Below are 12,921 nucleotides of genomic sequence, written 5' to 3'. Positions count from 1 at the left end.
GAACCAAACTCCGGTTATCGGGTCATCTTCTTGACAAACACCACCACAAACAGTGCCATGGTGAAGCTGCCGAGAAAGGCCTCAAGGGCGGCGATAAAGCGCGCCATCCCAACCGGTGAAATATCGCCATAACCGAGAGTAGTGAAGGTCACAACACTAAAATAGACCGCGTTCAAAAATTCAAACAGATAGAACTTCCAACCCGTCATGTCGGCGTAAATCGGGTTAGCAGAAGTGGTGTCGAGAAAGAAATATGCGCTGGCGCAAGCCAAAATGAGGAAGATGGAAAACAGCACCACGCGTAACGGATCTTCACCGTAACCACAAAAAATATCCACCAGTTTGGAAAGAACACGCTGCATGCTCATCTTCGGCATTTGATAGCGGCGAAAACGCATCTCTTTTTTGAAAAACATCCCAGCCGTTTCAAATAAGCCCTGCTTTTCACACTGCTTACGAATGCCACGGCACACCTCTTCCACTTCCTGCCACAGCGACTCGGCTTTGTGCAGATCGCCCTTTTGCTTGGCTTGCCGAGCTTGACGCTCCTGCTTGAGCTCGCTACCCCAATCGATGTTTTCCAGCCGTGCTCGCGAAAGATCCGCGCCGAGTAGATTGCACCCTTCTAAGCGCGCGCAATGCAAGTTAGCGCTGACCAGTTTACACTTCATCAGCGACGAGCCGCGCAGATCTAAGCCAAAAAAGTGCGCATCACTGAGATCGGCACGGTAAAAATCGGCCTCACGACACTGGTAACCCACTTTGCTGCCCGATTGACCAGATTAAGATCCGCCAAGTTTGTTTTTGCCAACTGAAATCCGTCTAAAGGTTTACCTTCTGCTGCCCATTGCTCAACCTGAGATTTTACATCGTGGTTGCTTTTATCTATCTCGGGATCGTGCCAATAACAGAGGCCCGATTCGCCACTGGGTTGATCGCAGCACCAGCCATCAGGATTTTGATAGCGGCATCGGCCTTTATCTGACTTCATTTTGCTGCCTCGTTGTATCAAACAAAAAGTGCGGATACGCACTTTCGCTGTCAGACTAAGTGTAGATGCCTGCTATTGAGTTTCAACTCAGTTGTTAATTTGCCGTTTGAGCCAGGCGATAAACGCCGCCGTGCTGTCGTTTTCGCTATTGCGGATCAAGTAGTAACCTGCGTTGGCTTTGATCGGCTGAAATGGAGAAACCAAACGCCCGCTCTCCAGTTCGTTGTCAATCAGCGCCATGCGTGCCATGGCAATGCCAACGCCCGCCTCAGCCGCCGACATCGCCATATCGGTACGGTTAAAGAAATGGCCACGATCGGTCGGTAGATCCAAACGCCGCTCGGCCACCTAACTGAGCCATTCAAAATCGCGGGCCGCTTTTTCCCACGGCATGGCATCATGCAGCAGCACCACGCTGGCCCACTCTTGTGGGGTGTAACTGGTCTTGCTCAGCCAAAGGTGAGCGTGCAAATATTTGCCACTCATCACCGGCAACAAAGACTCATCCAGCAGCAATTCGGCATTGGGGTGACGATAGGGATGAGGGCGGTAATCGATCGCCAGATCAAAATCTCGGGTGTCACTGTTAACCAGCGCCCCTTCGGCAAAAATTTGGATCTGAATTTCCGGATATTGCTGATGAAAACTGTCCAGCTTAGGCACTAACCATTTGAAAGCAAATGACGGCGTCAACTTGAGGCGCACTTCTTGCGCTCGTCCCTGCTCTTGACGCAAACGCCCCACTTCCGCCTCAATTTCACCTAAGTGGACACTAGCACACTGATGCAACTGCCGGCCCTTGTCGGTGAAGCGAATACCGCGCGAGTGCCGTTCAAATAAACTAAAACCAAGTTGCTGTTCCAACTGGAGAAGTTGCTGACTCACCGCCCCAGTGGTTAAGCATAACTGCTTGGCAGCTGCTGTCAGGCTGGTGTGTTTTCCCACTTCTACAAAGGTGTAGAGTGCGGCAAGGTGGCTACTTTTGATTAATGTCGTCATTTTGCATTTAGTTTTTCTATAATCTGCGATTAATTTATATCGATTGTTACTGGCTTGTAAACAATGGAAACTCACGCTGTTTCTAACGAGGAGAACGTCGATGAAAGCAGTGGTGTTAGGCAGCGGTGTCGTGGGTTTAATGAGTGCATGGTATTTGCAAAAAGCAGGCTATCAAGTGACCGTGGTCGATAGGCAGTCACGCAGCGGTGAAGAGACCAGCTTTGCCAATGCCGGACAAATTTCCTATGGCTACTCCTCGCCTTGGGCCGCGCCGGGCATTCCGCAAAAAGCCATCCGTTGGCTGCTGGAAGAGCACGCGCCACTAAAAATTAAGCCATCGCTCGATCCGCAACTGTTCAAGTGGGCGACGCAAATGCTAAGCAACTGCCAGCTCAGCCGCTACCAAATTAACAAAGCACGTATGCTCGGCATCGCCAATCACAGCAGAGAGTGCCTGAGTGCGCTGCGTCAAGAACACCACATAGAGTATCAAGGCCGTCAGCAAGGCACACTGCAAGTCTTCCGCAATCAAAAACAGCTCAAAGCGATAGAAAAGGACATTGCACTGCTTGAACAAAGTGGCACTCGCTTTCAACGTATGAGCGTAGAGCAATGCATCAAGCAAGAGCCCGGGCTTGCCGCGGTAAGTGACAAGCTGACTGGCGGTTTATACCTGCCCGATGACGAAACGGGCGATTGCTATCTCTTTTGCCAACAAATGACGGAGCTGGCGAAAGCGCACGGGGTAGCGTTCTTGTTCAACACGCAAATTCAAGCGCTGAAAACCGAAGGCAATCACGTGATCGCCGTCGCCACTGACCAAGGCGACTTACAAGCCGACGTGTACGTGGTGGCCATGGGCAGTTACTCCACCTCGCTTTTGGCGACCGTAGGCATCGACATTCCGGTTTATCCGGTCAAAGGCTACTCGCTGACGGTGCCAATCAGCGATGCACAGCAAGCCCCTGTATCCACCGTGATGGACGAAACCTATAAAGTGGCGCTGACGCGCTTTGACGACCGAATCCGCGTCGCAGGTACGGCGGAGTTGGCTGGATTTGATCCCGCCATTCCTGAAAAGCGCAAAGCAACGATTGCGATGGTGGTGAAAGATCTCTTCCCACACTGCGGTGATTTTACTAAAGCCGAATTTTGGACGGGCTTTCGCCCAATGACGCCCGATGGTACGCCACTGATTGGCCGCACACCGATAGGCAACCTTTATACCAATACCGGACACGGAACACTTGGCTGGACCATGGCGTGCGGCTCTGGCCACCTGTTGGCGCAAGTGATTAGCGGCGAACAGCAAAAGCCCATTTCTGGCTTAGATTACTTCCGTTACGCCAGTTAACAGCAGATCGCTCTAATATCCTGACCAATTGCAGTGACACTCATACACCAGCTCTGTCTGTTACTGCAATGCATTATTCTGCATTTATCAGCAATATCTATTGAAACCTCTCCTCTTTCATCAATTGCGGTAAACCCGACCGAGTTTTAACATTTTGTTAGCATTTTGTGTTCAAAATCACGAACCTGACAGTTTGTAGATATTTTGGTTAACATTTGAGTTACAAAAAGATTAATATACCGAACAGAAAATACTCAAAACAAACACTACAAACACACAACAGGGAAAATACTCATGCAGTCATTCGTTGATTTTCTGAATGGAATAATTTGGAGCCCAGCACTGATCTATCTGTGCTTGGGCGCAGGTCTGTTCTACTCCATCATGACGCGCTTCGTGCAAGTCCGTCATTTCTTTGAAATGTGGCGTCTGCTTCTTTCTGGCAAAAGTTCCACCAAAGGTATCTCTTCTTTCCAAGCACTCGCCGTTTCACTCTCTGGTCGTGTGGGTACAGGTAACATTGCCGGCGTTGCTGCCGCCATCGGCTTCGGTGGCCCGGGTGCGGTTTTCTGGATGTGGGTAGTGGCGTTTTTCGGCGCTGCAACCGCGTATGCCGAATCCACTTTGGCGCAAATCTACAAAGAAGAAGACAACGGCGAGTTCCGCGGTGGTCCCGCTTACTATATTGAAAAAGCCATGGGGCAGAAGTGGTATGCGTGGATCTTCGCCATCTCGACCATCTTTGCCTGTGGCGTGCTGCTACCGGGCGTGCAGTCCAACAGCATCGGCAATGCGGTTGAAGCGGCATTCGGTTCAGGTGATATGATTGACACCGCTATCGGTACCTTCAGTTTTGCGAAAATTTTCACTGGTACGGTTATCTCAGTCATCCTCGCTTTCATCATCTTCGGTGGGGTAAAACGTATTGCCAGCTTTACTCAGGTGGTGGTGCCTTTCATGGCGTTGGCTTACATCATCACCGCATTCGTCATCATTCTACTCAACATCGGTGAAGTACCCCGTATTGTTGCCATGATTGTCGGTGATGCGTTCACACCAATGGCTGGTATTGGTGCGGCAATTGGCTGGGGGGTAAAACGTGGTGTTTACTCGAACGAAGCAGGCCAAGGTACGGGCCCTCATGCAGCCGCTGCGGCGAGTGTTGAGCACCCTGCGCAGCAAGGTCTGGTGCAGTCTTTCTCTATCTACATTGATACACTGCTGGTGTGTTCGGCAACCGCGTTTATGATCCTGATTACCGGTGCCTACAACGTACACGGTGCAGAAGGTTTCTTGGTACAAAACATTGCCGCAGACATAGCTGCTAACAGCCCTGTCTATACGCAGATGGCGATTGAAAGCGCGCTGCCTGGCGTCGGTAAACCATTTATCGCCATTGCACTGTTCTTCTTCGCCTTTACTACTATTTTGGCTTACTACTACATCGCTGAAACCAACATCGCTTACATCCGTCGCACCTTTAAAGTCGATGGCCTGATGTTTGTTCTGAAAGTGGTGCTGATCTCTGTGGTGTTCTACGGCACGGTGAAAACCGCAGACTTAGCTTGGGCAATGGGTGACGTCGGTGTTGGTTTGATGGCGTGGCTCAACATTGTTGGTATTCTGATCATCTTCTTCATGTCTAAACCCGCTCTCAAAGCGCTGCAAGATTATGAAGAACAACAAAAGCAAGGCGTGACAGAGTTTATCTTTAACCCGGTCAAACTCGGCATTTCAGGTGCGACTTACTGGGAAGAGAAGTACAAGCGTAAAACTGGTCAAGCGCCACAAGCGGATGATAAAGCCACCCGCGCCGTGGAGCAGCCTTCACTCTAACTTCTACGGAAGTGCAACACACAACATCGCATAATAAGAAAAAGCAGTATTGCCCTACGGGGCTCTAAAAAAGAGGGGTTAGCCAGTGGCTAACCCCTTTTAACTGTTCCCGAAATTTTCAGCTTAAGCAGCAAGCTCTTGCGCTTTCACTGCAGGTGCTTTCTTCTCACCAATTGGCAGAATAGTGCGGCCGTATTCGTTGTTCAGCACTTGCGCCATCGCAAAGTAAACCGCGCTTGCGCCACAGAAAATACCTTCGAAACCAGCGATGGTGCCGATCAGTTCGCTGCCGGTGAAATCACGTGCCGCCAATAGCGCAAACAGGATAGTCAGTGAACCGAATACCACTTGCTTCGCCGTTGGGTAGCATAGAGAACCGATAAACATGAAACCAGTGAAAATCCCCCATAGCGCCAAGTACCATCCCATGAATGGTGCTGGGCTGGCTGGCAGACCCATTTTTGGCATCACGATCAAACCGACTAAAGTCAGCCAGAAAAGACCGTAAGAGGTGAAGGCCGTCGTACCAAACGTGTCGCCACGTTTAAAGCACATGATGCCGACGATCACTTGGCTCAGACCACCGTAAAAGATGCCCATAGCCAGAATCATAGAGTCGATTGGGAAAAAACCTGCGTTATGGATGTTCAGCAGGATGGTGGTCATACCAAAACCCATCAGACCGAGTGGCGCTGGGTTAGCCAGTTTAGTAGACATCGGCACTTACCTTTCAAAAATGTTGATAAAAATTACGCGCGGATTTTAATTGAGCCTTGGATAAAAGATAGAAGGCGAAAGTGCAAACTAAGTTTCCAGATAAAGCCAGTAAAAAAGAGAGGCCCCGCGCATGCAGAGCCTCTTTGGCTAACTTCTTTTACTGACAGGATATTTCATCCCAGAACCAGTTGGACTGCGTCGGGGTTTCCCATACGCCCGGGCCATTTTTGGCCACAAAACATTTTCCGTTGTACGTCACTTTGTCACCATTGGCCACTTGGCTTGCTCCCGGTTCCCACTGCACAAACGTGTCTGGAATCGGTGTCGGATCGGGAATTGGGTCCGGTGTTGGGGTTGGATCTGGAGTCGGATCCGGCGTAGGAACCGGATCTGGTGTTGGCGTAGGCTCCGATGGTGTTCCCGCCACTAGCTCCCATGGGCCACCTTTGCTTGGATCATCACCTTGAGTCCACCATTTCGCTTTATAGGTCGCGCCTTGGTAAGTCACAAGATCGCCCGCTAGGTAAACTTTACTGCTCTCCCAACCATTGCCGCCCGGCTCAGTTCCGGGGTCAACAGGATCGAGTTTATCCACCACTCGTACTTGCGGCCAGCTAGCGTGCGAGCCATAAAAATTGCTCACGCATTTTTCGTAGTCTCCGGGCACCAAAGCCGAGTACGCTGTTTGAAAGCCAACTAACTCACACTCGAACGAATAGCCTCCGGGGCGATCTGCATAGTATTTCCAGTTGCCATCCCAGTTGGTGTACAACACATCAGTCGCACCATTAAGATTGAGGCTGCCGTACGGCGTTTGTTGCCAGCAGGTGTTTTTCTCGTCGGCTTCAATCGGGATCTGATAATGCTCCGCCAACCCTTCCCAGTAGCGAATACGGTTCACTGGCTGGCCTTTGTTTTTGTTCTGCTCACCGCACTCTATCCCGCCATTGATCACATTGATGGTGGTGCCAAAGCCATAGCCAATTCCGGCATCGATTTCACGCTGCGACGGAACCCAAGTGCGATCAATCACGTGCAGCATAGCGGGTTTGGGGGCTTGCGGGGTTAAGAAAAACCAAATTGCCGAAGCTAAATTGAGCCAAGAGTCCGCCACCAGCGCAGGATTTTTCAGCAGTACTGTCGCATCGCCGTCAAACATCACTTCGGAAAATGCGCCGTAATTGAAATGATAAGAGAGCTGTTTAGCGCCGCGACCAAAATAGCCTTGACCAGCTTCACACGGCCAGCGCTGATTCTGCCAATCGTTTTGACCACAGCCAGTCGTGTAACCCGCTTGCCCCTCAGACCAGCCCATTTCACGCACATGCACCAACGCTTGTTGCCACTCTTCCAAAGCTAAAGGGTTATCTGAAACATTGTCTTTGGCAATGTGGCCGCCAGTCTCTTGAGAGAAGTGAGCAAAAGCGGTCACGATGGACTTTTTACAAATCGCATCCGAATTTCGCCCATCGCTGTACTCCCCACAAAAAGCAGGAAACTTGCCCACTGCACGCAAAAAACGGGTGTAAGTGTACTCCGGCGCCGCCATCTGGGTTAAGAAATCCCACTCGCTTTGCGGGAACACACGTTCGACTCGTTTCACGTTTTCTGGATTGCTGCTGGCACCCGGCTCTATCGCTTCAACCACGGAGTTGGGGCGTGTTTGCAGGGCTTGCGACCAAATCGCATACATGGGATTAGCCGTTTTGGCTTGTTCCGCCGCTTGCAACTCTGCGCGCGAAACCAAATAGCCATTCGCATTTTGCGGGTCGGGCTGAATCGTCATCGCTGCCTGCGCTCCGGCCGCCAGTACGCAGCCAATCAACAGCGACAGATGGGAGATGTTCATCGTTTTATCCTCTACTCTACACAGTGAATTTACTCAGCAGATTAGACCGTTATCGACAAACTAGGCAGTAACAAACGCGGGTAAACATGAGAAATGCGAGTCATTTTGATGAGATGAAAACCGCACAACATCCTACGACATCACTTATGCCTGCCCTGTTCCAAAACCAGCAAAATGAGAGAACCAGAGATAAAAAAACCCTGAGACACAGCTCAGGGTTTGTTGAACAGACTTAGTGAGAATTATTCCCACTCGATGGTTGCAGGCGGTTTGCCGGAGATGTCGTACACCACGCGAGAAATGCCATTCACTTCGTTGATAATGCGGTTTGATACTTTACCCAAGAATTCATACGGCAAATGCGCCCAATGTGCGGTCATAAAGTCGATGGTTTCCACCGCACGCAGCGACACAACCCAGTCATATTTACGGCCATCGCCCATCACACCAACAGAACGAACTGGCAAGAATACAGTAAAGGCTTGAGAAACTTTGTTGTACAGATCGGCCGCATGCAACTCTTCAATGAAGATAGCGTCGGCGCGACGTAGCAAGTCACAGTACTCTTTCTTAATTTCACCCAATACGCGCACACCAAGACCCGGACCTGGGAATGGGTGGCGGTAAAGCATGTTGTAAGGCAAGCCAAGCTCCAAACCAATTTTGCGCACTTCATCTTTAAACAGCTCACGCAGTGGCTCAACCAGACCCATTTTCATGTCTTCTGGCAAACCGCCCACGTTGTGGTGAGATTTGATCACATGCGCTTTACCCGTTTTCGATGCCGCAGATTCGATCACGTCTGGATAAATGGTGCCTTGAGCTAACCATTTCGCGTTTTTCAGTTTCTTCGACTCTTCGTCAAACACTTCAACAAAAACACGACCAATGGTTTTGCGTTTCGCTTCAGGTTCATCAATACCTTTAAGCGCTTCAAGGAAACGATCTTCAGCGTCGACTTTGATGATATTCAAACCGAATTTGTCGCCGAACATGTCCATCACTTGCTGGCCTTCGTTCAAACGCAGCAGACCGTTGTCAACAAATACGCAAGTCAGGCGATCACCAATTGCGCGGTGAACCAGCATAGCAACCACGGAAGAGTCAACGCCACCTGAAAGGCCGAGGATAACTTCATCATTGCCCACTTGCTCTTTAATACGCGCCACGGCGTCTTCGATGATCGACTCAGAGGTCCACAGACGCTCACAACCACACACGCCAAGAACAAAGTTCTCTAGCATTTGTAGGCCATTTTTGGTGTGCGTCACTTCTGGGTGGAACTGAACACCGTAGTATTTCTTCTCTTCATTGGCCATAGCGGCGTAAGGGCAGGTGTCAGTCTCGCCGACTTTAACGAAATCTGCTGGGATCTCGACCACTTTGTCGCCGTGGCTCATCCAAACGTCTTGCGTCAGTTCAAGGTCTTTAAACAGCGCAGATTCGCCAGACACTTTGACCGCAGCGTAACCAAACTCACACTCATCCGAAGTCGACACTTTGCCGCCTAGTTGCTCAGCCATGGTTTGCATGCCGTAGCACACACCCAGTACAGGCACTCCAGAATCAAATACATATTGAGGCGCACGCGGAGAATTTTCTTCCGTTACGCTCTCTGGGCCACCAGAAAGAATGATGCCATCTGGATTGAATTCACGAATATCCGCCTCTTCAACATCCCAGCTCCATAGCTCGCAGTAAACACCAATTTCACGTACACGGCGCGCAACAAGCTGAGTGTACTGAGAACCGAAGTCCAAGATCAGAATACGTTGGTCATGAATATTTTTAGTCATTTTGGGCAGTCTTTTTTTAAGCTGGTTAAGAAAACGAGGCGAGTCTACTCGCCTCTCATCAATGCTTCAAGGAAAAAGCAAACGTTTACGTTGCGCTAATCCTTGTCGAAGCGATTAGCCTAAACGGTAGTTTGGCGCTTCTTTGGTGATCTGTACGTCGTGAACGTGAGACTCTTGCATACCGGCCCCAGTGATACGCACAAACTCGGCTTTGGTACGCATCTCTTCGATGGTGGCACTGCCCGTCAGACCCATGCTTGAGCGCAGACCGCCCATTTGTTGGTGAACGATCTCTTTCAGGCGGCCTTTGTAAGCGATGCGGCCTTCAATGCCTTCTGGAACCAGCTTGTCTGCCGCGTTATCAGATTGGAAGTAACGATCAGAGGAACCTTGAGACATCGCACCCAAAGAGCCCATGCCACGGTAAGCTTTGTAAGAACGGCCGTTGTACAGAATCACTTCGCCCGGTGCTTCTTCAGTACCCGCAAACATCGATCCGACCATGACGCAAGAAGCGCCCGCCGCAATCGCTTTACAAATGTCACCAGAGAAGCGGATACCGCCGTCAGCGATGACTGGAATCCCGTATTGGTTAGCCACTTCAGCAGCATCGGCAATCGCAGTGATTTGTGGCACACCCACACCCGTTACGATACGCGTCGTACAGATAGAACCTGGGCCAATGCCCACTTTCACTGCGCTTACGCCAGCTTCAATCAATGCTTTTGCGCCCGCAGCCGTTGCCACATTGCCGCCGATAATATCAAGATGAGGAAACGCTTCGCGAGTCGCACGAATACGTTGCAGCACGCCTTCAGAATGGCCGTGTGAAGAATCAATCAGCAACACGTCAACGCCTGCTTCAACCAGTGCAGCAACACGCTCTTCGTTGCCCGCACCGGCGCCAACCGCAGCGCCAACACGCAAACGACCACGCTCATCTTTACACGCATTCGGTTTACGTTCTGCTTTATGGAAGTCTTTTGCAGTGATCATGCCGGTCAGTTGGAACTCATCATTCACCACCAGCACTTTCTCAACGCGTGCTTCGTGCATTTTTTCTTGCACTTCTGCGCGGGTTGCACCTTCTTTGACCGCTGCAAGGTTCGCTTTTGGCGTCATCACAGAAGAGACTTTCTTGGAAAGATCAGTGACAAAACGTACGTCACGACCGGTGATGATGCCCACCAGTTCATTGCTTTCCGTCACCACGGGGAAACCAGCAAAACCGTGCTTTTCCGTAAGCGCCACCACATCAGCGATGGTTGCGTCAGGACTGACCGTCACTGGGTCGCTGACCACGCCCGCTTCGAACTTCTTCACCTGGCGAACTTCAGCAGCCTGCTGCTCGATTGACATGTTTTTGTGGATAAAGCCAATGCCACCTTCCTGCGCCAATGCGATAGCCAGACGGGCTTCCGTCACTGTATCCATAGAAGCAGAGATCATCGGAATATTGAGGGTAATGTTCTTGGTCAGCTGAGTGCGAAGATCAGCGGTGTTTGGGAGAACGGTGGAGTGTGCTGGCACGAGCAGTACGTCATCGAATGTCAGCGCTTCTTTGGCAATTCTTAGCATTTGCAATATCTCACAACTAGATAAGTAAAAAGAACAACCCAATCTCATCGTTTCGCGTAATGAGGACAACTCGTCATGGGACTCAGTTGCATTTGGATTAGATATTGCGGACGGATTATACGGTCAACGCAATCGCTTGACCACAAATTTTTTGATTTTTTTTCTTGCATTCAACCCCTTGCTATGTATTATATTGCGGCTAACTTCAATACCCACGTCCACGGGATTAGCTTTGTCTTCTCTGACCAATCAAAACATCTTCACCGTCTCGCGTTTAAATTCTGAAGTTCGTCTGTTACTCGAAAATGAAATGGGGATTGTGTGGTTAGTTGGTGAGATTTCTAACTTCTCTGCTCCGGTCTCTGGTCACTGGTATTTCACCCTTAAAGATTCGATGGCCCAGGTCAAATGCGCCATGTTTCGCGGTAACAACCGCCAAGTCTCTTTCAAACCAGCCAACGGCAATCAAGTACTGGTGCGCGCTCGGCTTTCGCTCTATGAACCGCGCGGCGACTATCAATTAATCATCGAAAGCATGCAAGCGGAAGGCGATGGTCGTCTTCAGCAGCAATTTGATGAGCTCAAAATGAAGTTAGCCGCCGAAGGCTTGTTTGCCCAATCGAGCAAACGGCCGATCCCTGAGCACCCTAAGTGTGTCGGTGTTATTACCTCCAAAACAGGCGCGGCGCTGTTTGATATTCTTGATGTACTGAAAAGGCGAGATCCGTCTTTGCCTGTCGTTATCTACCCCACACTAGTTCAAGGGGAAGAAGCGGCGATTCAGATCGCTCAAGCCATCGGCAGAGCCAACAGTCGCAATGAGTGTGATGTACTGATCGTCGGGCGTGGTGGCGGTTCACTGGAAGATCTGTGGTGCTTTAACCATGAGATTGTCGCTCGTACCATTGCCGCCAGTCAGATCCCCATCATTTCCGCGGTAGGGCATGAAATTGACGTAACCATTGCCGATTTTGTTGCCGACTTGCGTGCCCCGACCCCATCCGCGGCGGCAGAGCTGGTCAGCCGTGATCACAGCCATAAAGATCAAGCGCTTCTCAGCCTAGAACAGAAACTGCGTAGTGCATGGCGCCACTACCTAAGCGCACAACATCGTCAAGTGGTTGAATTTGCTCATCGTCTAGAGAAACAGCATCCTCGTTATCGTTTGTTGCGCCAAGCGCAGCAAGCCGATGAGCTGCAGATTCAACTGCAGCGGGCAATGGAAAAATATCTCGCCAAACGAGAAAACACACTCTCGCGTGCTTTTTATCAATTACAACTCAAGTCACCCGTTCGCCAAATTAGCCAGCAACAAAACAAAATGGCGCGGGCTGAACAGGCGCTGCAAGATGCGATGGAGCGAAAATTACTGTCGTTTCGCCACCATATTGCTCTGGCGGCAGAAAAGCTGGATGCTGTCAGCCCACTAGCGACGCTCAAACGCGGTTATTCGATCACGCAAAACGCACAAGGCGACGTGATTAGCCGCCAGGCACAAACAAAAACAGGTGACACTCTGGTCACCCGTTTAATGGACGGTGAAATTCGCTCGACCGTTAACTGATGGACTGAAAGACAAACCGTACTCGAGATTTGGATTTGAGTTCATTGCACGTATTACAAAAGTAGTTTGCAGCGCCACACGCCTGCAGTTTTTCCAATTCTGCCGTACATTCTGGGCAAAATCCTACCTTCTTAAAATCTTGCTCACACTGCTGGCAATGATATTGACCATTCCATTGCAATTCGTTTTGACACTGTGGGCAGAGATTTTCATTCATAACGCTTACCTTACTGTTCG

The 12,921-nt window shown here is 50.3% G+C and carries 8 protein-coding genes and 2 pseudogenes; 3 read left to right on the top strand and 7 right to left on the bottom strand.

Going from position 1 to position 12,921, the window contains the following annotated elements; all coding sequences use genetic code 11:
- Positions 1-14 precede the first annotated feature (14 nt).
- Positions 15-991 (bottom strand): annotated as a pseudogene (locus EA26_RS03880) (ion channel).
- An 87-nt stretch (positions 992-1,078) separates the two neighbouring features.
- A pseudogene (locus EA26_RS03875) lies at positions 1,079-1,990 on the bottom strand (LysR substrate-binding domain-containing protein).
- A gap of 100 nt (positions 1,991-2,090) precedes the next feature.
- Between EA26_RS03875 and EA26_RS03870 the strand changes: the two are divergent.
- Together EA26_RS03870 and EA26_RS03865 are read left to right on the top strand one after the other, a co-directional pair.
- Complete coding sequence (locus tag EA26_RS03870) at positions 2,091-3,344, top strand: D-amino acid dehydrogenase (protein ID WP_039424324.1); 1,254 nt, start codon at positions 2,091-2,093, stop codon at positions 3,342-3,344.
- A 294-nt stretch (positions 3,345-3,638) separates the two neighbouring features.
- Positions 3,639-5,180, top strand: coding sequence for an alanine/glycine:cation symporter family protein (locus tag EA26_RS03865; RefSeq protein ID WP_039424322.1), 1,542 nt, complete (start codon positions 3,639-3,641; stop codon positions 5,178-5,180).
- A 123-nt stretch (positions 5,181-5,303) separates the two neighbouring features.
- On the opposite strand, the gene EA26_RS03860 is transcribed toward EA26_RS03865, so the two are convergent.
- The 4 genes from EA26_RS03860 to guaB form a co-directional block, all read right to left on the bottom strand.
- Positions 5,304-5,897, bottom strand: coding sequence for an acetate uptake transporter (locus tag EA26_RS03860; protein ID WP_039424320.1), 594 nt, complete (start codon positions 5,895-5,897; stop codon positions 5,304-5,306).
- A gap of 157 nt (positions 5,898-6,054) precedes the next feature.
- A complete protein-coding gene (locus tag EA26_RS03855) occupies positions 6,055-7,746 on the bottom strand; it encodes a chitinase (RefSeq protein ID WP_039424318.1) in 1,692 nt (563 codons plus the stop codon).
- 242 nt (positions 7,747-7,988) lie between these two features.
- Complete coding sequence (gene guaA / locus EA26_RS03850; protein WP_039424317.1) at positions 7,989-9,542, bottom strand: glutamine-hydrolyzing GMP synthase; 1,554 nt, start codon at positions 9,540-9,542, stop codon at positions 7,989-7,991.
- A 114-nt stretch (positions 9,543-9,656) separates the two neighbouring features.
- Positions 9,657-11,120, bottom strand: coding sequence for an IMP dehydrogenase (gene guaB, locus EA26_RS03845; protein WP_039424315.1), 1,464 nt, complete (start codon positions 11,118-11,120; stop codon positions 9,657-9,659).
- A 232-nt stretch (positions 11,121-11,352) separates the two neighbouring features.
- Between guaB and xseA the strand changes: the two genes are divergently transcribed.
- Positions 11,353-12,684, top strand: coding sequence for an exodeoxyribonuclease VII large subunit (xseA, locus tag EA26_RS03840; protein ID WP_039424313.1), 1,332 nt, complete (start codon positions 11,353-11,355; stop codon positions 12,682-12,684).
- Here the strand turns inward: xseA and EA26_RS20225 are convergent.
- Complete coding sequence (locus tag EA26_RS20225) at positions 12,677-12,901, bottom strand: zinc ribbon domain-containing protein (RefSeq protein WP_081946362.1); 225 nt, start codon at positions 12,899-12,901, stop codon at positions 12,677-12,679. The two genes, xseA and EA26_RS20225, sit on opposite strands and share 8 nt — an antisense overlap.
- Between the last annotated feature and the right edge of the window lie 20 nt (positions 12,902-12,921).

It is taken from the genome of Vibrio navarrensis (assembly GCF_000764325.1).
Lineage (GTDB): Bacteria > Pseudomonadota > Gammaproteobacteria > Enterobacterales > Vibrionaceae > Vibrio > Vibrio navarrensis.
The sequence above is the reverse complement of the archived record's forward strand: the minus strand, read 5'-3'. Positions and strand labels throughout refer to the sequence as shown.

Excerpts from the sequence above, each read along its gene's own strand:
- EA26_RS20225 (WP_081946362.1), bottom strand. The coding sequence starts at position 12,901 with ATGAATGAAAATCTCTGCCCACAGTGTCAAAACGAATTGCAATGGAAT.
- EA26_RS03865 (WP_039424322.1), top strand. The coding sequence starts at position 3,639 with ATGCAGTCATTCGTTGATTTTCTGAATGGAATAATTTGGAGCCCAGCA.
- guaA (WP_039424317.1), bottom strand. The coding sequence starts at position 9,542 with ATGACTAAAAATATTCATGACCAACGTATTCTGATCTTGGACTTCGGT.
- EA26_RS03860 (WP_039424320.1), bottom strand. The coding sequence starts at position 5,897 with ATGTCTACTAAACTGGCTAACCCAGCGCCACTCGGTCTGATGGGTTTT.
- EA26_RS03855 (WP_039424318.1), bottom strand. The coding sequence starts at position 7,746 with ATGAACATCTCCCATCTGTCGCTGTTGATTGGCTGCGTACTGGCGGCC.
- EA26_RS03870 (WP_039424324.1), top strand. The coding sequence starts at position 2,091 with ATGAAAGCAGTGGTGTTAGGCAGCGGTGTCGTGGGTTTAATGAGTGCA.
- guaB (WP_039424315.1), bottom strand. The coding sequence starts at position 11,120 with ATGCTAAGAATTGCCAAAGAAGCGCTGACATTCGATGACGTACTGCTC.